At 34.8% G+C, this 21,601-nt stretch carries 22 protein-coding genes; 13 read left to right on the top strand and 9 right to left on the bottom strand.

Annotated elements, in window-relative coordinates:
• Window positions 1-17: 17 nt before the first annotated feature.
• Complete coding sequence (locus R1T42_RS00520; protein WP_317290880.1) at window positions 18-869, bottom strand: alpha/beta fold hydrolase; 852 nt, start codon at window positions 867-869, stop codon at window positions 18-20.
• 195 nt (window positions 870-1,064) lie between these two features.
• Between R1T42_RS00520 and R1T42_RS00515 the strand changes: the two genes are divergently transcribed.
• Together R1T42_RS00515 and R1T42_RS00510 are read left to right on the top strand one after the other, a co-directional pair.
• Entirely contained in the window at window positions 1,065-1,832 is a 768-nt protein-coding gene (locus tag R1T42_RS00515; RefSeq protein ID WP_317290879.1) for a CDP-alcohol phosphatidyltransferase family protein, read from the top strand.
• A gap of 18 nt (window positions 1,833-1,850) precedes the next feature.
• Window positions 1,851-2,198 carry a hypothetical protein gene (locus tag R1T42_RS00510; protein ID WP_317290878.1) on the top strand — a complete coding sequence of 116 codons (348 nt, stop codon included), beginning with the start codon at window positions 1,851-1,853 and terminating at the stop codon, window positions 2,196-2,198.
• A 143-nt stretch (window positions 2,199-2,341) separates the two neighbouring features.
• On the opposite strand, the gene R1T42_RS00505 is transcribed toward R1T42_RS00510, so the two are convergent.
• Window positions 2,342-3,103: a thioredoxin family protein gene (locus R1T42_RS00505; protein ID WP_317290877.1), complete on the bottom strand. Its 762-nt coding sequence runs from the start codon at window positions 3,101-3,103 to the stop codon at window positions 2,342-2,344.
• A 12-nt stretch (window positions 3,104-3,115) separates the two neighbouring features.
• Window positions 3,116-3,637, bottom strand: coding sequence for a TlpA family protein disulfide reductase (locus R1T42_RS00500; protein ID WP_317290876.1), 522 nt, complete (start codon window positions 3,635-3,637; stop codon window positions 3,116-3,118).
• A gap of 29 nt (window positions 3,638-3,666) precedes the next feature.
• Here R1T42_RS00500 and R1T42_RS00495 point away from each other — a divergent pair, with 29 nt between their 5' ends.
• From R1T42_RS00495 to R1T42_RS00485, 3 genes are all read left to right on the top strand, one after another.
• On the top strand, window positions 3,667-3,840 hold the full coding sequence (locus R1T42_RS00495; RefSeq protein WP_317290875.1) for a hypothetical protein: 174 nt from the start codon (window positions 3,667-3,669) through the stop codon (window positions 3,838-3,840).
• A gap of 87 nt (window positions 3,841-3,927) precedes the next feature.
• Window positions 3,928-6,351: a TonB-dependent receptor gene (locus tag R1T42_RS00490; RefSeq protein ID WP_317290874.1), complete on the top strand. Its 2,424-nt coding sequence runs from the start codon at window positions 3,928-3,930 to the stop codon at window positions 6,349-6,351.
• 60 nt (window positions 6,352-6,411) lie between these two features.
• The gene (locus R1T42_RS00485; protein ID WP_317290873.1) at window positions 6,412-7,533 is read left to right on the top strand and encodes a PepSY-associated TM helix domain-containing protein; all 1,122 of its coding nucleotides are present in this window, start codon (window positions 6,412-6,414) and stop codon (window positions 7,531-7,533) included.
• A gap of 66 nt (window positions 7,534-7,599) precedes the next feature.
• On the opposite strand, the gene R1T42_RS00480 is transcribed toward R1T42_RS00485, so the two are convergent.
• The gene (locus tag R1T42_RS00480) at window positions 7,600-8,241 is read right to left on the bottom strand and encodes a protein-L-isoaspartate(D-aspartate) O-methyltransferase (protein ID WP_042290073.1); all 642 of its coding nucleotides are present in this window, start codon (window positions 8,239-8,241) and stop codon (window positions 7,600-7,602) included.
• Window positions 8,242-8,348: 107 nt separating this feature from the next.
• Here R1T42_RS00480 and R1T42_RS00475 point away from each other — a divergent pair, with 107 nt between their 5' ends.
• The 7 genes from R1T42_RS00475 to R1T42_RS00445 all read left to right on the top strand — a co-directional run bounded on the left by R1T42_RS00475 (window position 8,349) and on the right by R1T42_RS00445 (window position 14,262).
• Complete coding sequence (locus tag R1T42_RS00475; RefSeq protein WP_042248598.1) at window positions 8,349-9,317, top strand: Gfo/Idh/MocA family protein; 969 nt, start codon at window positions 8,349-8,351, stop codon at window positions 9,315-9,317.
• The gene (locus tag R1T42_RS00470) at window positions 9,317-10,570 is read left to right on the top strand and encodes a serine hydrolase domain-containing protein (protein WP_317290872.1); all 1,254 of its coding nucleotides are present in this window, start codon (window positions 9,317-9,319) and stop codon (window positions 10,568-10,570) included. The genes R1T42_RS00475 and R1T42_RS00470 overlap by 1 nt, the downstream gene beginning before the upstream one ends.
• A gap of 12 nt (window positions 10,571-10,582) precedes the next feature.
• Window positions 10,583-11,470 (top strand): 3-hydroxyacyl-CoA dehydrogenase family protein, encoded by an 888-nt coding sequence (locus R1T42_RS00465; protein WP_317290871.1) that lies wholly within the window; start codon window positions 10,583-10,585, stop codon window positions 11,468-11,470.
• Between the two features lie 6 nt (window positions 11,471-11,476).
• Window positions 11,477-11,890: a hypothetical protein gene (locus R1T42_RS00460; protein WP_317290870.1), complete on the top strand. Its 414-nt coding sequence runs from the start codon at window positions 11,477-11,479 to the stop codon at window positions 11,888-11,890.
• Window positions 11,891-13,114, top strand: coding sequence for a DUF1015 domain-containing protein (locus tag R1T42_RS00455; RefSeq protein ID WP_317290869.1), 1,224 nt, complete (start codon window positions 11,891-11,893; stop codon window positions 13,112-13,114). It begins immediately after the preceding gene.
• Window positions 13,111-13,779 (top strand): YggS family pyridoxal phosphate-dependent enzyme, encoded by a 669-nt coding sequence (locus R1T42_RS00450; protein WP_317290868.1) that lies wholly within the window; start codon window positions 13,111-13,113, stop codon window positions 13,777-13,779. Before R1T42_RS00455 ends, R1T42_RS00450 begins: the two co-directional genes overlap by 4 nt.
• A 90-nt stretch (window positions 13,780-13,869) precedes the next feature.
• On the top strand, window positions 13,870-14,262 hold the full coding sequence (locus tag R1T42_RS00445) for a DUF2721 domain-containing protein (RefSeq protein ID WP_317290867.1): 393 nt from the start codon (window positions 13,870-13,872) through the stop codon (window positions 14,260-14,262).
• 70 nt (window positions 14,263-14,332) lie between these two features.
• On the opposite strand, the gene R1T42_RS00440 is transcribed toward R1T42_RS00445, so the two are convergent.
• The 5 genes from R1T42_RS00440 to dapF all read right to left on the bottom strand — a co-directional run bounded on the left by R1T42_RS00440 (window position 14,333) and on the right by dapF (window position 19,894).
• Window positions 14,333-16,606, bottom strand: coding sequence for a CotH kinase family protein (locus tag R1T42_RS00440; protein ID WP_317290866.1), 2,274 nt, complete (start codon window positions 16,604-16,606; stop codon window positions 14,333-14,335).
• A 69-nt stretch (window positions 16,607-16,675) separates the two neighbouring features.
• Window positions 16,676-17,320, bottom strand: a complete 645-nt coding sequence (locus R1T42_RS00435) for a peptidoglycan-binding protein LysM (protein WP_317290865.1) — start codon at window positions 17,318-17,320, stop codon at window positions 16,676-16,678.
• Window positions 17,321-17,554: 234 nt separating this feature from the next.
• Window positions 17,555-18,601 carry an endolytic transglycosylase MltG gene (gene mltG / locus R1T42_RS00430; RefSeq protein ID WP_317290864.1) on the bottom strand — a complete coding sequence of 349 codons (1,047 nt, stop codon included), beginning with the start codon at window positions 18,599-18,601 and terminating at the stop codon, window positions 17,555-17,557.
• Complete coding sequence (locus R1T42_RS00425; protein ID WP_317290863.1) at window positions 18,594-19,115, bottom strand: GNAT family N-acetyltransferase; 522 nt, start codon at window positions 19,113-19,115, stop codon at window positions 18,594-18,596. The genes mltG and R1T42_RS00425 overlap by 8 nt, the downstream gene beginning before the upstream one ends.
• Window positions 19,112-19,894, bottom strand: coding sequence for a diaminopimelate epimerase (gene dapF / locus R1T42_RS00420; protein ID WP_317290862.1), 783 nt, complete (start codon window positions 19,892-19,894; stop codon window positions 19,112-19,114). Before dapF ends, R1T42_RS00425 begins: the two co-directional genes overlap by 4 nt.
• A 224-nt stretch (window positions 19,895-20,118) precedes the next feature.
• Here dapF and R1T42_RS00415 point away from each other — a divergent pair, with 224 nt between their 5' ends.
• Window positions 20,119-21,525 carry a S1C family serine protease gene (locus R1T42_RS00415; protein ID WP_317290861.1) on the top strand — a complete coding sequence of 469 codons (1,407 nt, stop codon included), beginning with the start codon at window positions 20,119-20,121 and terminating at the stop codon, window positions 21,523-21,525.
• The last annotated feature ends 76 nt before the right edge of the window (window positions 21,526-21,601 follow it).

Genomic DNA, 21,601 nt, shown 5'->3' with positions numbered 1-21,601 from the left:
AGCAACACCACGATCGGCTACTGGGTTTGCTTTATTTTTTTAATCATTTCTAGCAAATAAGGTATAACCAGTTCCGGTCTTGCCCAGGCAATCTCGTGTCCCAAACCTGAGATAGGAACTACCTCAACATTTGAAAAAACAGATTGGCTATATGCCACGTTAATAAAAGGCACCAGTTCATCACGATCACCATGAATATGCATTACAGGAACGTTAACCTGTGACCAATCTTTTTCTATAGCAGCCAGTTCTTGTGCATGTACGGTTTTCTCATCTCCAGCCACTCGATAACCTGTAGGAACTAGCCACCGTGTTAACCACCATTGTGTAAAATCTGATTGCCAGACTCTTTTTTCATTGTCTGGATCAATCGCTGGCGACACCATTACAACAGCTTTTATATGATCATTTTCTATAGGTAATCGAGCAGCTACTGGACCACCATAGGAAGTACCTATGGCTATAACGTTCTTAAGATTCAATTGATTTATAACCTCACTTATAACCTTAGTCTGTGTATCTATAGAGATCATTTGTTTTCCAAAATTTGAATAGCCATAACCAGGTCGATCAATAGCGTGCAACTTTACGGTATGACGCAACGTGCTATCTTTTAAATAAGCCTGCCATGCCGTTAAGGAGCTGGGCGATCCATGTAAAAAAACTAGATTGTAATCCTCTAAACCTTGCGTGACACTTTGCACACGGACCTTTAAATCCAGACTATCAATCTCAACATACGAGATGCTGGTTGGTATGTCTGCTTTCGCGAAAGCGGAATATATAGCCTCATCGGGTAATCGATATTGTAAACTTTTACAAGAGCTAAGAAATAGTAAACCTAGTAGAAAGAAAAAAAGAAGCCTCATGAGTTAATTATGACGTGATATAAAAGTAAGTTAATTTAGATAGTGATGAGATGTTATTCAACAAGTAAGAGATTAAGATGTAGAAATAGAGAAACGTGAAGTAACCTACAGTAGTGTACTATAAAGCTGTTTAGGTCGTATATTTGCAACCGTTAAAATTGGTATATTCCACATTACTGCTTTCTATGACATTACATGTCCAAACTTCCTCAAGAGCATAAATTTATCGATCTGTCCGATTATGGACGACCGATAGCAAAAATTATAGCTACTTCATTAAAAAATACAGCAGCAACACCAGTTCATGTGACCATAGGTTTTATAATATCTGGTCTTATAGCTGTTTATTGCATCTTAATAGGTTACTACTGGATTGCAGGTTTCTTTCTTATTCTTAAGTCCATATTAGACGCAGCAGATGGTGAGCTGGCTCGAATTAAACAAAAGCCATCTTACACAGGTCGTTATCTAGATTCTGTAGCAGACATTTTGCTTAACGCCATCATCTTTTTAACCATATGGTATGTCACAGACACTAGTTTATGGGTATGTATCACCGCTTTTATAGGGCTTCAATTACAAGGTACCTTATATAATTACTATTATGTCATCCTGCGCAATAAGTTTAATGGTGATAGAACCAGTCGTGTGTTTGAAAACAAAACTCCGATAGCATTAGATGGTGAAAAGCAACAACATGTTGATGTGCTCTTTAAGCTTTATAAATTTCTATATGGCGCCTTTGATAAGGCAATATATGTTTTAGATCCTAGAGCAGGTTATGGCAAACCATTACCTAAATGGTTTATGACCAGTGTATCCACCTTTGGTTTAGGATTTCAATTACTTATAATTTCAGTAATGCTCATTCTAGGATTTAAAGCTTTCATTCTTCCCTTCTTTTTATGTTATACCGTGATGGTATTGATCTTTATAGGGATTAGAAAAATGTTTTTTAAATGATAAATGGTTAATCAGTAGATGAGTTTTAAAACATTTCATAAAAACCTTGTAGTTAATTGTCAGATGATTACATTTCCTGACCAAGTTATGGAAGTACTAGAATATGACGACTTTTATGTGATAATGACAGATTATCATCAATCCAGTACTAATGAAAATGTTTATGGTATTGACCCTAATGGATTTATATTGTGGCAAATAAGTACATTTAAACATTCTATTGAAAATAAAGAGGTTGAGGATCTTTTCTTTAACCCATATACCTCAATCGAAAAGTTAAACTCACGCCATGTTAAACTTATAGATTTTAATAATCAGTCCATAATAATAGAAGCCTATAGCGGTTGTCTTTCTGCTGATAAGTAATACTAAATGGCGTAACGCTATAATCTCTATAAAACGATTTTTGGCAAGTATATACAACAAAAAAGCTGTCTTAAAAATAGCGTTCAAATCAAACTATAACTTGCTATTTTTTATAGACAGCTTTAACAAGCTATATCAATAAATTAAGCTCTGCTTGCCTTAACGGGACAACCTATTGCCTTTGTAAAATTAGGTTCTGGCTTTTCACCTCTTTCTAACGCATCTATGGCGTTTTCTAGATATTTGACTTTAACATCCTTGGCAGATTTTGCATTATCATCGATGGTACCTATATATTGCACTTTACGGTCCTGATCTAGCAGAAAAACGTGTGGTGTGCGCACTGCTCCATATTGCGGATAAATTTTCTGTCCTTCATCAACTAAATAAGGAAAAGGGAAGTTTTTATCTTTTGCTCTTTGCTGCATCGCTGCATAGCCTTCTTTTTCATCTTCTGGACTGTTAGGATTAATGGCAACTACGCTATATCCTTTAGGTGCATAAGCATTATGCAACGCTATCAAACGGTCTTCATACATTTTTGCAAAAGGACATTCATTACAAGTAAAAGTAACGATATAACCTTTGGCATTTTCTATACTCTCAAGTGATACCATAGAACCACCTACATCTTTAAGGTTGAAATCTGTTGCAACATCTCCTATGGCATAACCACCGATCTCTTCGAGAGTTTTGGTCTGTTCTGGGCTACCACCTTTAGGAGGTCCTTTTCTCTCACCATGTGGTGGTGGTCCTTTTCTTTCCTCATCGTGATGAGAATGATCTTTATCGCTATGATGATTTTCAGTTTGTAAATTGTTATTCTCATTAGCCTCATTCTTACAAGAAAGTATGGTTAATGCAGTAAAACACATTACTGCAATACTTAATAATATTTTTTTCATCTCAAAAATTGTTTAGTTATAAAATTGGTTTATTTGATTTTGAAAATCTTCTGCATTTTCAAAGGACTGTTCTAGATATAAGCGTTTATTTTTATTAAAAATGATGGTAAATGGTATAGCACCAGACCAACTGGGATCTATTTGATTAATCCAGTAATTAGCATCGGGATCATCCATTAAAATAACACGTGACTTGATATTATTATCTTTCAAAAAAGGTTTTAACCTAGTCTCAACATCATTTGTAAAATCCATACTTACTAGTAACATATCTATATCAGGATTTTGACGCACCACCTGTTGTAAATAGGGTAGTTCTGCGACACACGGCGCGCACCACATTGCCCAAAAGTTAACTACATGGATGCGGTCATCTTCAGTTTCTAGATAAGGTTGCAACCCATTATAATCGACAATATCGATTGTATCGTGACTATACTCTTTCGATTCAAATACCTGACGATCAGAATCTTGATTTTTACAACTCAATGTAATCAACATGATAAACACGTAATAGAATTTGATACTTTTCATTAAAGATTGGTCCAGATAATTTTATCACTATGACTTTAAATAAATCAAAAGGTTTAAACGTAGGGTCTTTTATTAACTCGCTTTCGCGAAAGCGTAAATACGATCTGCATAAAGTGCATGAAACGATAAAAACGGACATCATCATTAAAATTTATACTGTTATAAGCAGCACAGAATCAAGAGGTAATAAAACTCTTATTTAGATTTATTATAAATAGTTTGGTTACTTAAAAAGAGGCATATACTTTTGCACAAAATTCATCTATTAATAATAAGTCTAAATAAAAATAATGAAAACTTTAATATCCATTTTACTACTATTTTTTAGCGTACAAATAGCGCTATGTCAACAAGCATCGATAACAGGTGAGGTAACAGACAGTAACAATACTCCTTTATTAGGAGTGAACATATTTTTAAAAAACACCACGAAAGGTGTGCAATCAGATGTTGATGGTCAGTTTAAAATTGAGGAAATAAAAGATGGAAATTACACACTTATATTATCTTCATTAGGTTTTAAGACTAGAGAAATCCCTTTTTCTATTATCAATCAAAAAGATTTAAAAGTAGAAACAATCATTCTATATGAGGGAAATGAAATCTTAAGTGCAATAGTTATTGATGGAGAAAGACGTAATAAATTCTCTAGAAAAAAGACTGCATATGTGTCTAAATTACCACTTAAGGATATTGAGAACACACAAGTTTACAGCACGGTTACCAATGAACTTTTACAATCACAGATTGTCACCAATTTTGATGACGCACTTAAAAACGCTACTGGTGTAGAAAACTTATGGACCTCTACTGGTCGTGGTGGCGATGGCGCAGGATATTTTTCTTTGCGTGGTTTTTCTGTACAACCACAATTAGTAAATGGATTACCTGGTTTAACTAACGGAACGATTAATCCGGCAAACATAGAACGTATTGAGGTTTTAAAAGGTCCATCTGCTACCTTATTTGGTAATGCTGTAAGCTCTTATGGTGGATTAATAAACGTAGTGACCAAAAAACCATATGCAGGCTCTGGCGGTGAGCTATCCTTTACATCGGGTTCCTATGGACTCAACCAGATAGTAGGTGATTACAATACAGCTTTAAGTAAGGAAGATGATTTATACTTCAGGATTAATACAGCTTATAGTACAGAGCAGAGTTTTCAAGATGCTGGTTTTAGAAAATCTTTTTTTGTGGCTCCATCATTATCCTACAAAGTAAATAACAGATTGTCTTTTTCATTTTATGGTGAGATAACTCAAGCAGAACAAACCAATCCAACTTTTTTATTCTTAAATAGAAGTGCACCTACTGCAGCTCGTAATCTAGAAGAACTGAACTACAACAACAAATTATCATTTACAAGTAATGATTTAACTCTAGAAAACCCAACACAAAACTACCGTATCGAGATGGATTATAAACTGTCTGATACCTGGCAATCACAAACATTGTTATCTAAGAGTTCCACATCAACAAAAGGATATTATTCTTACCTATTTGATTTTGGAATCCTAGAAGGAGACACTTATTCAAGATACATCAATAAACAAAATGCAAATACTCAAACAACAGATATTCAACAAAATTTCATAGGTGACTTTAAAATAGGCAAACTGCGCAACAGAATGGTGATAGGCCTAGATTATTTTAATGAATCACAGACTAATAATAGTACAGGATATGCGTTTTATGGCAATATTACACCAGACGGCGGTGCAAACGGTGACAATCCATTTACGACTGCTATTGAGGAAGATGTATATCCATTATCAACTTCTGGTGTTGATGCAGCTCTTGCCGGCATCGGTGTTAGTAACGTAAAATCAAATTATGAAATTTACAGTGTCTATGCGTCTGATGTATTAAATATTAGTGATCGCCTGTCTGTGATGGCTGGTTTACGAATTGATCATTTTAATAATGAAGGCGACCTTGCAACGATTGATGATGATTATGATCAGACGACACTTTCACCTAAGTTAGGTGTATTATATCAACCTATAAAAGATCAACTATCAGTATTTGCAAATTATCAAAACGGTTTTACTAACGTAGCACCTCAACTGGTTGGTGATCCATCTGCAGGAGCACAAACTTTAGCAACTTTTGATCCAGAGCAAGCCAATCAGATTGAAGTAGGAATCAAAACAAATCTTTTTAAAAATAGACTTAATGCCACCATAAGCTATTATGACATTAAGGTAAAAGACCGAGTAATAACTGATCCTTCTTCTCCATTCAATAAAATTCAAGGCGGCGAAGTTGTAAGCAGTGGTTTTGAAATAGAAATCAATGCAAATCCTATTAAAGGACTTAATATAAGAGCTGGTTTTAGTAAAAATGATAGTGAGACAACTGAGTCTGACAATACAGAGATACTAAATAAAAGACCACTAGAGGCTGGACCTGAAACTTTATATAATCTATGGGCTAATTATGAATTTCAACAAGGAAATCTAGATGGCTTTGGACTAGGACTAGGTCTTAATGGAGCCAGTGAGCGATTTGCCATAAATTATGCCTCTACTGGTGATTTTATCTTACCTAGTTATACGATTGTAAACGCATCTGTCTTTTATCAAGCAGATCATTATCGAGTTGGTTTAAAGCTTAATAACGCCTTTAATAAAGAATATTATAAAGGTTGGACTACAATTAATCCACAAATGCCTAGAGCATTACTAGCTAACATTTCTTATCGTTTTTAATTAGCCAATTGTCAAAAAGAGCAGCTCCATGTAGAGTTGCTCTTTTTAAAATAAAATAAAATGACATTTAAAAAATTTGTATTTCAGTTACACAAAATCTTGGGTCTTGCCACAGGGATTGTTGTTTTTATTGTAGCCATTACTGGTTGTTGCTGGGCATTTAGAGAAGAGATAGAAAGTCTATATGATGATTATAAAAAAGTTAAACCACACAATGCACCTATATTAACGCCTACTGAAGCCAGAGATATAGCTGAAACGGTTTTCCCTAATAATACCGTACATGGTACCGTTTTTAAAAAAGCAGATGATGCCATTGAGGTCATTTTTTATGACGCACAACCAGAATTTTATCAAAGCGTATTCCTCAACCCTTATACTGGTAAGGTTATACAAGTAGATGATCATCTATCAGGTTTTTTTGCTTTTATTCTAAAAGGTCATATGCGCCTGTGGTTACCTAAAGATATCGGCGAGCAAGTGGTCGGTGTTTCTATATTACTATTCATGTTCATCATCATTTCAGGTTTTATACTTTGGATTCCTAAGAAGAGAAAAAATATAAAACAACGCATCCAATTTGATTGGAAAAAAACCACAAGATGGAAACGTAAAAATTTTGATTTGCATACCGTGATAGGATTTTACATATGTTCATTTGCCTTAGTGCTTGCATTTACTGGATCTATGATGTCTTATAACTGGCTTAAATATGTGGTTTATAAATCAACTGGTGGCGATAAAGAAGCTCGATTTATCATACCGCAAAATAATAGTGATACGTCACTTGATAATAAAACTATTCCCATGGATTATTTGATAGTAAAGCTTCATAAAGAAAATCCAGAGGCAGAAGCATTTGAATTACACTATCCTAAAACTGAAGAAGAAAGTATTTATATAGAAGTTACTAATAGCAATGGACTTTACTATGATGCTGACTTTAGATTCTTTGATCAACATACTTTAGAAGAAATAGAAACACCTAGTATTTATGGAAAATATAAAAATGCAAAAGTAGCAGATAAGATACAACGCATGAATTATGACATTCATATAGGTGCTATAGGTGGTATTGTAGGCAAAATAATTGCCTTTATAATTAGTTTCCTTACCGCTAGTTTGCCCATTACGGGAATTCTATTATGGTATGGCAGACACTATAAAAAGAAAAGAGTCTAATTTATTTGATTAATTATAGGTCTATTAACTTAAAAGCGATTTGAGAAATTACTTGAATCGCTTTTTTTATTGTTTCCCATCTAAAAATGGAACAAACCTAAACTCTCCAAAAGTTTCTTTAGAGAACTGTGTCGCAGATTCTCTAATCAATAAGGTCATGATTTGTGGGTCATCACCGACCGGTATGACCATACGACCTCCTATTTTAAGCTGACTTAATAAAGTTTGAGGGATTTGAGGCGCACCACATGTGACTATAATAGAATCAAATGGTGCATCTTCTGGCATACCTTTATATCCATCACCAAAAAAGTATCTTTTAGGCCTATAATTTAATTTTCTAAAAATCAGATTGGTCTTTTTGTACAATTCATTCTGACGTTCAATAGTATAAACCTGTGCGCCCATTTCTAAAAGCACTGCGCATTGATAACCACTACCAGTTCCTATCTCTAAAATCTTATCATTAGGCTTAACTTGTAAAAGTTCGCTTTGAAAAGCAACCGTATAAGGATGCGATATGGTCTGGTCAGCACCTATAGGAAATGCTTTATTTTGATAAGCATGCTCTAGAAAAGAACTGTCTAAAAATACATGGCGAGGCACTTTATTCATGGCATCCAGCACACGCTGGTCCTTGATTCCTTTCTCACGCATCAACTCTACCAGCTGGCGTCTTTTACCTTTATGTATGAAGTCATCTTTGATACCGCTAATTTATAATGACTACTTAAAAATCACAGCACATTTTATCAAAAAGATTTAAGATAATTTTCTCCTTGCTAATCCTTATTTTTGTGGAAAACCCATAAACTATGCTTAAAGCTGGCGTGCTAGGTGCTGGACACCTCGGAAAAATTCACTTAAGACTTCTTGAACAAAGTGAGCGTTATGAATTAATAGGATTTTATGATGCAAATCCCGAGTATGCAGCATCCATTGAGGCAGAGTTTGGTTACAAATATTTTTCAGACATCGACGCACTTATCGCGGCCTGTGACATGATAGACGTGGTCACTCCTACTTCTTATCATCACGAGAGTGGAATGAAAGTTCTCGAGGCTGGCAAGCACTTATTTGTTGAAAAACCTATAACGGTTACTGTAGAAGAGGCAAATGATTTAATTGCGCTTTCGCGAAAGCGTAATGTAAAAGGTCAAGTAGGTCAGGTAGAACGTTTCAATCCGGCATTTAGATCTGTAGTAGATCGATTTGATAACCCAATGTTTATAGAAACTCATCGCCTGGCAGAGTTTAATCCACGTGGTACAGATGTAAGTGTAGTGCTGGATTTAATGATACACGACATTGATGCCATTTTAAGTGTGGTAAAAAGTCCTGTAAAATCTGTAAGTGCTAGTGGTGTTTCTGTAATTTCTAAAACTCCGGATATTGCTAACGCTCGTATAGAATTTGAAAATGGTTGTGTTGCAAATCTAACCGCTAGTCGTATCAGTCTTAAGAAAATGCGTAAAGCACGTTTTTTCCAGCGTGATGCTTACATTTCTGTTGATTTTTTAACTAAAGCAGTAGAAGTTGTGCGTATGAAAGACGCTCCAGAGGTTCCAGGAGATTTTGATATGATTCTTAAAAATGCTGAAGGTGAGAAAAAACAAATCTATTTTGACAATCCTGATGTTGCAGATAACAATGCCATACTCGATGAGCTAGAGACCTTTGCAGACGCTATAGAAAATGACACCAGACCAGTAGTAAATCTAGAGGATGGAACAGCGGCACTAGATGTGGCCTTAAAAATCATTAAGGAATTTAAATCACTGTAATGAATTATAAACTTCTGGTTAGCTTATTAATCTTATGTGGTTTGAGCAGCTGCAAAAATGCTGATACTACCGCTACTGATGAAAACATCATTGTAAAAGCTGTTGAAGTAGAACTGGATAAAAAATTAGATAGCATACACCAACTTAAACAATTTCATGGTATAGGTGTTTCTATAGTTAATGAAAAAGGACCTGTTTTTCAAGAAGGTTTTGGATATCTAGATCGTAAGATAAGAGCAGACTATACAGAAAACACTATTCAAAACATCGCTTCTATCTCAAAAGTAATCTTAGGGTTAACTCTTGCTAAAGCAGTAGAAGACGGACACATCAAACTGGATGATGATATTAACAATTATCTTGATTTTAACGTACGCAATCCTCAATTTCCAGATGATCCCATTTTAGTAAGGCATTTAACCTCACATACAAGTAGTATTCTAGACGGTGACTATTATGATTTGAGCTATATCAATCTTGAAGATGACGCTGTAGATAATCCTAAAATTGATCAAGAAGAACTTGCTTATTTTCATTCTCAGAAAACGGCTCCATGTCTTGAGGCCTATTTAAAAGAAGGTTTGCAGACAGTGGACTCCACACAGACTTCCTATATCTTTCATCAGTTTGCACCTGGTACCGCATATTCATACTCAAACATAGGTGCTGGACTTACAGCATTGATTATTGAAAAAGCCACTAAAACTTCTTTTAAAGAATATTCTAAAAAGCATATCATTGATCCTTTAGGTTTAAAAAACACCTCTTGGAATGTTGCAGACCTAGACTCGCGTCAACGTAGCACTTTATACAGCACACTAGAACTGCGTTATCCTGTGTATCGATTAATCACATTTGCAGATGGTGGTTTATATACCACACCTAACGATCTAGGAATAATTCTTACTGAACTTATTAATGGTTATAACGGTAAGGGAACTTTATTAAAAACGTCCACCTATGTACAGTTATATAAAAAGCAACTAAATCAATCAATGTTTAAAACAGAAAAATCGCTAGCCGACTTTCAGAAAGGTTTTAATAAAGGAATGTTTATCACCTATGAAAGAGATGGCATAGGTCACTCTGGTGGTGATCCAGGCGTTTCTACCTTAATGTATTTTAATCCTAAAACTAGTATAGGTCAAATCACCTTTTTAAATACTGATTTTAATAGTCAGGAAGCTTATGATAGTTTTATTGCTATCGATTCCATTTTAAAAGAATATGGTAACAAATTATTAAAAAAATAAACAGCTATAATAATGAAAAATATAACCGTAATAGGAGCAGGAACCATGGGAAATGGTATCGCACATACATTTGCTCAAAAAGGATTTAAAGTAGCCCTAGTAGAACGTACACAAGAAGCTATCGATCGAGGTTTAGGAACTATTTCTAAGAATCTAGACCGCATGATTGCCAAAGAACGTATTACTGAAGCTGATAAATCAGCTACTCTAGGAAACATTACTACATTTCTGGACTTAAAAACTGGAGTGGCTCAAGCAGATTTAGTTGTAGAAGCAGCTACAGAAAATGTAGATCTTAAACTAAAAATATTTAGTGAAATGGACGAGTTTGCACCAGCAGACTGTATTCTATCTACTAACACTTCATCTATTTCTATTACTCAAATCGCTGCGGTTACTAATCGTCCAGAAAAAGTTATAGGGATGCATTTTATGAATCCGGTGCCTATTATGAAACTGGTAGAAATCATAAGAGGTTATTCTACTAGTGATGAGGTCACTACTACTATCATGGAGTTATCAAAACAACTAGGTAAAACACCTACTGAAGTAAATGATTACCCAGGTTTTGTAGCAAATCGTATCTTGATGCCTATGATTAATGAGGCTATTGAAACCTTATATAATGGCGTTGCTGGTGTAGAAGAAATTGATACCGTAATGAAGTTAGGTATGGCACATCCTATGGGACCATTACAACTAGCAGACTTTATTGGATTAGACGTTTGTCTTTCTATTCTTAACGTCATGTACGATGGATTTAAAAACCCTAAATATGCTCCATGTCCATTATTAGTAAACATGGTCATGGCTGGTAAAAAAGGTGTGAAATCTGGAGAAGGTTTTTATGACTATAGTGAGTCGAGAAAAGCTGAGAAAGTGAGTGGTAGTTTTAAATAGGAAATGATGAAGATAATTTCTTTACTAATGTTATTATCATTTACCTTTTCATCAATTCAACTGAATGAATACTCAGAACAGGAAGATAACACACCGGTTTTAAAGTATATAAAAGATGAGTCATCGACCTTAAGAAAATTAAGTAGAGCTCTAGAACAATCCTTAGAAGATGTAGAAATAAGCTGCGGATATACGGTAGATAAAATAAATAGAATACATTTTATCACTATTTCAATTAATGACTATAGAAATAGAATGATATCCAATGACAGTATCAAAGCGATAGAATCGCAAAAGCTTTATAATATCATTAAAATAGATATAATTAACATTAAAGAATTTGATGAAATCCACTTTGAATATTTTAATGAAAAAGACACTGAGATTATGAATAGCTTTTTCACTATTAAAATTGATTAAATGCCCATCATAAAACCTTTTAAAGGAGTAAGAGCAGCACCGCATATGGCGTCACACGTCATATCGCGCACATATCAAGATTATAGTGACACAGAGCTAGAGGCAATTTTAAAATATAATCCCTTTAGCTTTTTGCACATCCTTAATCCTGGTTATAAATTTAGTAATAGCCTTAAAGGAGAAGAGCGATTTAATCTAGTGCGCAATCGGTATCTAGAATTTAAGGAAGAACAATACCTTGTTCAAGATGAATCGCCTGTATTTTACATCTATGAAAGATCAGATGCGGTACACTCTTACACAGGAATCATTGCCGGAACTTCCACTGTAGATTATGATAGCGGAAAGATAAAAAAGCATGAAGACACCTTAGAAAAACGAGAAAAACTATTTAAAGACTATTTAAAAACAGTAGGCTTTAATGCAGAGCCTGTACTACTCACCTATCCAGATGATCACGTCATTGATGAAGTAATTGACCAAGAAAAAAAGCACAGACCTGTCTATGATTTTGTTACCACAGATCGCAGTTGTCATAAACTATGGGTGATAAAAGACATCCATCATATACAGTCATTGCAACAGCAATTTGCAGCGATGCCACACGTCTATATTGCAGATGGTCACCACCGTAGCGCCAGCTCTTCCCTACTCGCTAGTGAGATGGGAGAAAAGCACGACAGCTATAATCATTTTATGAGTTACCTCATCGCTCAAAGTCAGTTGCGCATCTATGAATTTAACAGACTCGTTAAAGATCTAAACGGATTGAGTAAAGAAGCTTTTCTCATGCAACTGGATATGAAATTCCGTATACAGAATCGTGGTCTAGAGATGTATAAGCCATCAAAAAAACACCATTTCTCTATGTATCTAGATGGCGAGTTTTACAGTTTGTATTTACGTAAAGACATTTATAACATTGAAACGCCACTCGATGATCTGGACACTCAAATGTTATTTGATTTGGTCTTAAATCCTATCTTGGGCATTGAGGACTTGCGCAACGATTCTCGTATCGCCTACAGTTATGGACAGACAGATTTATTGCGCATTAAAGATCGAGTAGATAAAAATGAATTTGCCGTTGGTTTTGGTTTATTCCCTGCCACAGTAGAGCAAATGAAATCCATCGCAGACGAGTCTCTAATCATGCCACCTAAGAGCACTTACATCAGACCTAAGTTACCTAGCGGACTTACCATTTACGAATTTGAATCATGAGCATAAAAGATCATTTATTACGCTTTCGCGAAAGCATAGAACCCAAAGCCACTCTAGTTGCTGTAAGCAAAACCAAACCTATTAGCGACCTGCAAGAGGCTTATAATGCTGGACAAAGACACTTTGGTGAGAATAAAATTCAGGAAATGACCGAAAAATGGGAAACGCTACCTAAGGACATTCACTGGCACATGATAGGTCACACACAGCGGAATAAGGTCAAATACATGGCGCCTTACGTTCATTTGATTCACAGTGTCGATTCTCCAAGATTGCTTAAAGAAATTAATAAACAGGCCGCAAAAAACGAAAGAGTCATCGATTGTTTATTACAAATTCATATTGCTGAAGAAGAAACAAAATTTGGTTTTGATCAAAATGAACTGCTCGAGTTATTGAGTAGTGATGCCTTTGCAGGTTATAAAAACGTGCGCATCACAGGACTGATGGGCATGGCCACTTTTACAGATAATAAAGAACAAGTACGTAAAGAATTTAAAAGTCTCAAAACACTACTAGACCATATCAACGACAATCACCTAATCAGTGATTCTCATGAGTTTAAGACTCTTTCTATGGGAATGACAGGTGATTATGAAATTGCAATGAAAGAAGGTAGTACGATGGTACGCATAGGTAGTGCGATTTTTGGGAGTAGAGCTTAACCACAGTGTTTATTTAAACACTTCGTTTTCTGTAGATATAAAACTTTCAATTCCCTGTAACGAAATCAATAGTTAATTAAAAATCAAGTTTTGGAATTATCCCTGAGCATACCAGCCCTACTCTTCCCAGCCATATCGTTAACCATGCTGGCTTATAACGCACGTTATCTAGCCATTGCTGCGTTAATAAGAAATCTACATGCTAAGTACGAAGAAAATCCATCAGATAAAGTACGTATTCAAGTTCAAAAATTAAGAAAGCGACTGACCATTATTAAAAATATGCAAGCCGTTGCTATTTTAAGTTTCTTACTTGCGGTAATCACGATGTTTTTAATTTATATAGAATTGGATTTTTGGGCAAATCTAGTTTTTGGAATCAGTTTATTGGCTTTAATGATATCACTTATTCTATCACTTATAGAGGTGCAGTTATCTACTAAAGCACTATCAATCCAACTGGAAAGTATAGAGAAGAAATAGAAATTATTTAAACGCAAAAAACCTGCAAAGCGAGCTTTGCAGGTTTTTTTTGTTGCAAATAATTATGAACTTATTGCTTAATCACCTTAACCGTTTGTTGATTATTAATGGTCAATAAATAGATTCCTTGAGTATAGTTTGTTAAGTCTAATTGACTTTGTTGTTCTCCATCAAATTTGAGACTCATCAACTGTTGTCCTTGTAAATTATACAGCGCTATTTGATTAATACTTCCATTATTAGTATTGATGTTTATCACATCGTTAACCGGATTAGGATAAATAGCATAATCTGTATTAAGTTCAAAGTCGCTATTACTCAATGTTTCATTATTAGTACCAAAAGTAGGTGCTTGAATCACAAAGTTACCAGTACCATTAGGTACACGAGCATATCCCATATCAGTGGTTTGTGCACCAAATGTGATGGACTCTATTACGGTTCCATTATCGTATGACAATACAGCATCCTCTCCATTTGATGAAAATTTTAAGTCGGCATGAAGACCTGTTTGAGTTAAATCTTTATCGCACCATACAATTAGATAGCTATCTGGCGCTATGGTTGTTCCACTAGGAAATTGCCACATTAAAGGATCGGTAGTATCATCAGATAGGTATAAGTTATCTAGACTCAAAGTTGAAGAAGAGTTATTATAAAGCTCTACCCAATCTTCATACTCACCATCATCATCTACAGCAGTTGTACTGTTAGATGCCATTATTTCATTAATAACTAAATCTCCAGGAGTAATTGTTGTGTAAGTTGCTACTGTAGAGTGATACTCATATTCAGCTCTTGCTGGTGAAAATGCCCCTATATTGTTATTTTCTGCATAAATATAATATTGGGTCAATGAATTGGTAATCGGTAAGTCAATACCATAAACATTATCACCAGCAGCCCCATCATTATGTGCTCCATCATCATACATTAAAATCTTAGTAAATGGTACAAAATCACCTTCACGATATCCTAAATATACAGCCGCTGTATTCGTATTAGTTACTTGTGCAGTAACAGTTATCGTATTGCCTATGATTGGTGTAGCTATAGATGGAGCTACAGCGGTAATAGAAGGCTGTATGGCAGTAAAGTCAGACTGTGCTAATAAATATGTACTTCTCGCACTCATTAAATTTGTTAATCCACTAGCAGTATTCATTTGTGCATTTACATCTGAATTGATATTACTATTGAACTGTGCGTAGCTGTAAAACTTATTATTATCTGCTTGTACGGCAAGGTCAATAATATTTTGATAAGCATTTGCGCTAGTTAAATAATCAGAGTTCGATATATTTTCAGTTAAAATCGTTTTAAAATGAGCCAGATACATTTTTTTATAACGTGGTACTGCCATTAACTTACTCATCAATGGCCACGCAGCGTCATTTTCATGTAACAAATGAGTTAACTGACTTTTCTGCGTAGTACTATTCAAAGATCCTCCAGATCCAGTCTGACCGAAGGTTCCGAAAGACATGTTCAAATCCCAAACTACTGGTCTAAATCTACCGTTATCATCTTTATATAAATAATAGTTTTGTTTAAACTGACCTAGATAACTGTCTAGATTTACCATCACATTATCAAAGGCAAGCATCCATAACGCAGCATCTACGTCTAGCACAGTTTCAATATTGTTTATATCCGTATTTAATATTCTAGTTAATTCTATTAAATCATCCCATCCAGTACCTGTCACATCTGACTTTATTTCATAAGCGTCTTCATAACTTGTGTAATTGGTTCCTAGATATTGTAAACTAGGAAAATCATTTCCTTGAGGTCCTGCGCCTGCTGGTGGACTACAACTAAAGAATGCATTATCATTTGAGTTAAAGTGCTTATTGACGAATTTCTTAGAAATTGACTCTACATTAGTATACAACCCAATCAATGTTCCATTTACGTATACATTAGCATAGTTTGCTTGTGGCGCATCCATGTACTTATTGACAATATTATAGGAAACTGTTTCTCTAACAAATGATGGATCAAAATAAACATTGGCTAGTTTAAGATCTGTGTAGCCTTCATAATCTTGATCAACATAGGTATCTAGCTCGATGTGAAAAGGGTTTTTAGTTTGGTTTGCTCTATAAGAACTGTTCCCTTTATATTTCACACCTACATTGTTAAATACGGTACCATTGATAGTTACTGAAGTGGCCGCTATATAACCATCTGCCCCAGCTTTTTCGGCATCTAGTAAAGCGTCCCAATTACTTTGCGCAAAGACAATTCTAATGTCTTGGATGGTATTCATATCATAAAGAGTCTGAGAATAGACCGTTGCTACTTGAATTAATAGCAAAAAGAGTAGTAAAGTTTTTTTCATGATTAAAGTCTTATTTCTCAGGTTAGACTTTAATTTCATGTAAAGGTTTAATCAAATCTTAAAAAAATCTTAATAACCAATAACTTCACTTAAGTCATAACCTCCAAAACGTTTCATATACGTCTTTACAGAACTACCGTAAGCATCACGATTAGACTTACGACCTTTAGTTTTAAAGAAACGTTTTACACCACCAGGACCTGATAGGTGTGCTGCAGCAAGAATGCCGCTTTCAGTTACATGAATACCACCTATCTTTTTGCCAGCATATTGTTTAATATATGGCTCTAAAATTTCATGATTGTAACGTAAATTTTTAATAAACACGCGTTCTTGTAATCTAGGAGATCTTAAAAATTGCAAGGAATCTCTAACACCTAAAGTTTCTAATGTGGCCATACCAAATTGATATTTCCCCATATAACCTAGACTATTCACTTTCCAAAATTTCCCTTGGGATTCTTTAAAAGCTAAAGCTTCTCTAAAGGTTAAAAATGAATCTGGTGGTGTAATCGCTAAAGAGTAATAGCGTACATCAAATAAATTAGAGCTTGTCACAGGACCTATAAAAGCATCTGCATCATAGAACTCTTCATTGATATTATTAACACTGGTTTTAAAAACACCAGAATCTAATTTCAAGTGGTTATTACTAAAAGACCAAAAGATTAACACTAATGGTAAAACAACCAAATACACATGACGTGATTTCATAAATTTTGTTTTCGAAAGTTACTGTCACCCTTTCTTTAACGCGGCGCAAATTTACGACTAATTAACGGTTGTGGATTTTTAAGATGTTAAATTAGTCCTAACAGACTCATAAATATTTGAAAACCAAAATCATACACAGTATCTAGTATAGATTTTAAAAAACTTAACTAAAGATAATTTTATAAATTCTGAATGGAAACCAGTTAATGAAATGACTTTTCTAGAAGAAACAACTTACCTATTTATTCCTTGCCTACTCACCCATCTGCGATAAGCAGCTGCATTTGCATTATGCTGACTTAAGGTCTTAGCAAATTTATGATACCCAAAATTTTCAACATTGGCTACAAAATAATAATAACCATGCTTCTCATAATTAAGAACTGCGTCGATAGCGTTCAGGTCTGGTGTTACTATAGGTCCAGGTGGTAAACTAGAATATTTGTAAGTATTAAAAGGAGAATCGATAGTCAAATCAACATACAATACACGTTTGATAACCTGATTAAAGTCTTTTTCCTTTAGCTTTTTAGCATAAATTACAGTTGGGTCTGCATCGAGTTTAATTCCTCTATTCAATCTATTCATGTAAACACCTGCAACTCTAGGACGTTCTTCTGCTTTAGCCGTTTCTTTCTGGACTATACTGGCAAGTGTATAAACTTCTTGAGGTGTGAGATCTATCTTTTTTGCTTTTGCGAGTCTGTCTTCATTCCAGAAATTTTTATAAGCACTTAACATCTTATCTCTCAGTTTTACGGCACTAGTATTCCAGTAACAATCGTAAGAATTGGACAAATACATGGTCAGTGCAGTTTCTTCTGTAAACCCATGTTTTTTTAAAAAAGCTGAATCTTTCATCACTTTTAATAGAGTGAGACTATCTGGTTCAACCTGCTGTGCTAATCGACCTGCAAGATTTTCTAATCGTTCTTGATTATTAAATCGAACCTTAACAGGTTGGTTCTGAATACGTATGGTATTGATAATATCATTATTACTCATTCCTTTTTTAAGAATATAATGTCCAGGTTTTACATTTGAGTTGTAACCTTTACGCACCGCAGTTTCATGAAATGCATCTCGGTCTTCAACAGCGTCTGCCACTAGCATAAAAGCGGCATTATAGTCTGCTGTCGATGGAATGAAAACTTCATAAGTTTGAGCCTCAAAGTTGGTATTTGCACTAAAAAAGGTGCTATAAACTTTATAGGCAAATAAAGACATTGCGATCAAGCCCACTAGGGCTACTCCTACGATTACGTTTTTATATTTATTCATTAATAAGTTGGTAGGTGATTTCGTTTTTATAAGAAGTTTCTGTGGCAATCCAGTCTTTTTTTATTCCGCTTTCGCGAAAGCGTAATTTCTCAAACAACTTTCTGCTAGCTTTATTATCCTCTGTAATACCAGCATACAGCTGGTGTAACCTAAGATGCTTGAAGGCATAATCAATCATTAATTGTAGTCCTTCTGAGGCATAACCCTTTTGACGATCTGCATGTTGAGATATCACGATTCCTACACCAGCACGTTTATGATAAGGATCAAAATCGTAAAGATCCACAACACCTATTATTTCTTCTTTTAAATTACAAATGGCAAGTCGCAATTGCTTGACCTCATAGATATCGCGATGCGCGTTTTCTAGATATTCTCTGATCGTATATTTTGAAAATGGCGTCCACGTATTTCCCACTTCCCATAACTCGGAATTATTTTCTAGTCTATAGATAAACTCCATATCTTCAGGATCTACAGCTCTTAAAAAGCAATATTGAGATTGTAGCATCATGCTGTAAAGGTTCCTTTAAAAACTTGCAGCGCAGGTCCTGTGAGCCATATATTTTCATATCCAGTATCACAAGCTTCAAAAGATACTTTTAAAACACCACCTGGTGTTTCTAAAGTCACCTCATTAGACGCTGTGTGGTTAGTCTTGTGCATAGCAATAGCAACAGCTGTAACGCCAGTACCGCAACTTAGTGTTTCATCCTCTACTCCACGCTCATAAGTACGTACTTTAAAGGTGTTGTTATCTTGAAGCTGAACAAAATTAATATTTGCACCAGCTTTTCCATATACCTTATCTCGCAAGTACTTTCCTTCTTTATAAACATCTAGTTCTGTCAAATTTTCAGTAAGTTGAACATGATGTGGTGATCCAGTATCTGTGAAAACATAGCTGTTTTCTAATCGCATATCTGTAACATCACTCATCTGTAAACTGATAGATATATCATCCACAACTCTAGCGTGATGCAAACCATCGATAGCTTCAAAGGTTGTCGTATCTTTTATTATCTCTAGAAATTGAGCAAATCGTACTAGACATCTTCCTCCATTACCACACATGGTACTTTCCTGGCCATCTGCATTAAAATAAACCATTTTAAAATCTGCCGTAGGATGATTTTCTAACAAAATAAGTCCATCTGCACCTATGCCAAATTTTCGGTCACATAATAATTCTATGAGTTTGGTATCGTTTTTGGAAAATAATTGATCACGATTATCAATCATGACAAAGTCGTTACCGGTTCCTTGGTATTTATAGAATTGTATATGGCTCATAATTGCAAAGGTAAAGCGAAAACTTTTTTCTAACGCTTATGGCCGCAATTTCTTAATGATCATAATAAAGAGGAAAATAGATGATACAGCTGTTATAAAATTAAAAAAGAAATCTATTTCTTAAAAAGCTTATGCTCAACTGTTAAATAAGGTTAAACTAATTTGTATTGTACAATCACTAAACTAATTTTAAGTTATTAAGTCATAATAGAAAAAGAAAGCAAATGAAAACATTTATCAAATCTCTAGGAATGGCTATTCTAGGTGGAATAGTCGCATTAGGCGGTTACCAACTGGTACAAAATGAAGAATCTAATGGTGCCATCACTCAATCATCTATCATAGAAAGCCCTTTACCGGTAACACCTGTTTCTTACACAGGCAACACCTCTATTGCTGGTGTAGATTTTACTGAAGCAGCAGAAAAAACCGTACACTCTGTGGTACATGTAATTAATAAAACAGTCGCTAGAGCACCTATGTCTATGGCAGATGTATGGGCAGGACGCACTCCATACCGTGAGGCTATAGGAACAGGTAGCGGTGTTATTATCACACCTGATGGTTATATAATCACTAACAATCACGTGATTAAAAATTCTAACCATTTACAAGTGACGTTAAACAACAATCAAACTTATAAGGCAGAACTTATAGGAGCAGATGAAGAAAGTGATATCGCATTAATTAAAATTGATACCGATGAGGATTTACCGTTTGTTCCTTTTGGCGATTCTAATAATGCTAAAATTGGAGAATGGGTATTAGCAGTAGGAAACCCTTTTAATCTTACCAGTACAGTAACCGCAGGAATTATAAGCGCAAAAGGTCGTGACCTTGAATCTCGTGATTCAAAAGTCCAATCGTTTATTCAAACAGACGCAGCAGTTAATCCAGGGAACTCTGGTGGTGCGCTAGTAAATACACGTGGTGAACTTATAGGAATTAATACAGCAATTAAATCTCAAACAGGTTCTTATATAGGTTACTCATTTGCAGTGCCGTCTAATAATGCTCGCAAAATCATCGAGGATTTTATGGAGTTTGGTTTTGTACAAAAAGGTATGTTAGGTATCAGAGGAACGGACCTAAACGGGACAAACTCTAAAGAATTTGGCCTTAACTCTACTGAAGGAATATATGTAGCAGAAATCGTAGAAGATAGCGGTGCCGATAAAAGTGATTTACAGAAAGGAGATGTAATCACTTCTCTAGATGGTGTTAAAATCAGTAAGTTCTCTGAATTATCTGGTTATATAAAAACAAAAAATCCTGGTGATATAGTAAATGCCGAAGTAATAAGGAAAAATAACTTGATCACTATACCTATTACTATCTCAAAGAATAACACGGTAACTATTCCACAAATAGAAATGGAATTGCGAAACTTAACTGGTGAAGAAAAAAAGATTTTTGATGTAAAAGATGGTGTTAAAATCACAAAAACGATAGGTAAACTATCACGTTACAATTTAAGTGATTACATCGTTACAAAAGTAAATGATACTGATGTGACCGATATCGATGATATACAAGCTGTTTTAAGAGATGTTGTTCCAAATGAAACGCTATTGATTCAAATGAAAAATTCTAAAGGTGAAATAGAACGTTTCCGATACACGGTGAATTAGTAAGTCATTAAATAGCATAAAAAAGCAGCTCATTAATAATGAGCTGCTTTTTTTATGAATGCTATTAGTTAATTCA

The organism is Nonlabens ulvanivorans, assembly GCF_032922765.1.
GTDB classification, from domain to species: domain Bacteria; phylum Bacteroidota; class Bacteroidia; order Flavobacteriales; family Flavobacteriaceae; genus Nonlabens; species Nonlabens ulvanivorans.
The sequence above is the reverse complement of the archived record's forward strand: the minus strand, read 5'-3'. Positions and strand labels throughout refer to the sequence as shown.

What these genes read in the sequence shown, in the direction of transcription:
- R1T42_RS00520 (WP_317290880.1), bottom strand. Translation starts at nt 869, where the DNA reads ATGAGGCTTCTTTTTTTCTTTCTACTAGGTTTACTATTTCTTAGCTCT.
- R1T42_RS00515 (WP_317290879.1), top strand. Translation starts at nt 1,065, where the DNA reads ATGTCCAAACTTCCTCAAGAGCATAAATTTATCGATCTGTCCGATTAT.
- R1T42_RS00510 (WP_317290878.1), top strand. Translation starts at nt 1,851, where the DNA reads ATGAGTTTTAAAACATTTCATAAAAACCTTGTAGTTAATTGTCAGATG.
- R1T42_RS00505 (WP_317290877.1), bottom strand. Translation starts at nt 3,103, where the DNA reads ATGAAAAAAATATTATTAAGTATTGCAGTAATGTGTTTTACTGCATTA.
- R1T42_RS00500 (WP_317290876.1), bottom strand. Translation starts at nt 3,637, where the DNA reads ATGAAAAGTATCAAATTCTATTACGTGTTTATCATGTTGATTACATTG.
- R1T42_RS00495 (WP_317290875.1), top strand. Translation starts at nt 3,667, where the DNA reads ATGACTTTAAATAAATCAAAAGGTTTAAACGTAGGGTCTTTTATTAAC.
- R1T42_RS00490 (WP_317290874.1), top strand. Translation starts at nt 3,928, where the DNA reads ATGAAAACTTTAATATCCATTTTACTACTATTTTTTAGCGTACAAATA.
- R1T42_RS00485 (WP_317290873.1), top strand. Translation starts at nt 6,412, where the DNA reads ATGACATTTAAAAAATTTGTATTTCAGTTACACAAAATCTTGGGTCTT.
- R1T42_RS00475 (WP_042248598.1), top strand. Translation starts at nt 8,349, where the DNA reads ATGCTTAAAGCTGGCGTGCTAGGTGCTGGACACCTCGGAAAAATTCAC.
- R1T42_RS00470 (WP_317290872.1), top strand. Translation starts at nt 9,317, where the DNA reads ATGAATTATAAACTTCTGGTTAGCTTATTAATCTTATGTGGTTTGAGC.
- R1T42_RS00465 (WP_317290871.1), top strand. Translation starts at nt 10,583, where the DNA reads ATGAAAAATATAACCGTAATAGGAGCAGGAACCATGGGAAATGGTATC.
- R1T42_RS00460 (WP_317290870.1), top strand. Translation starts at nt 11,477, where the DNA reads ATGAAGATAATTTCTTTACTAATGTTATTATCATTTACCTTTTCATCA.
- R1T42_RS00455 (WP_317290869.1), top strand. Translation starts at nt 11,891, where the DNA reads ATGCCCATCATAAAACCTTTTAAAGGAGTAAGAGCAGCACCGCATATG.
- R1T42_RS00450 (WP_317290868.1), top strand. Translation starts at nt 13,111, where the DNA reads ATGAGCATAAAAGATCATTTATTACGCTTTCGCGAAAGCATAGAACCC.
- R1T42_RS00440 (WP_317290866.1), bottom strand. Translation starts at nt 16,606, where the DNA reads ATGAAAAAAACTTTACTACTCTTTTTGCTATTAATTCAAGTAGCAACG.
- R1T42_RS00435 (WP_317290865.1), bottom strand. Translation starts at nt 17,320, where the DNA reads ATGAAATCACGTCATGTGTATTTGGTTGTTTTACCATTAGTGTTAATC.
- mltG (WP_317290864.1), bottom strand. Translation starts at nt 18,601, where the DNA reads ATGAATAAATATAAAAACGTAATCGTAGGAGTAGCCCTAGTGGGCTTG.
- R1T42_RS00425 (WP_317290863.1), bottom strand. Translation starts at nt 19,115, where the DNA reads ATGATGCTACAATCTCAATATTGCTTTTTAAGAGCTGTAGATCCTGAA.
- dapF (WP_317290862.1), bottom strand. Translation starts at nt 19,894, where the DNA reads ATGAGCCATATACAATTCTATAAATACCAAGGAACCGGTAACGACTTT.
- R1T42_RS00415 (WP_317290861.1), top strand. Translation starts at nt 20,119, where the DNA reads ATGAAAACATTTATCAAATCTCTAGGAATGGCTATTCTAGGTGGAATA.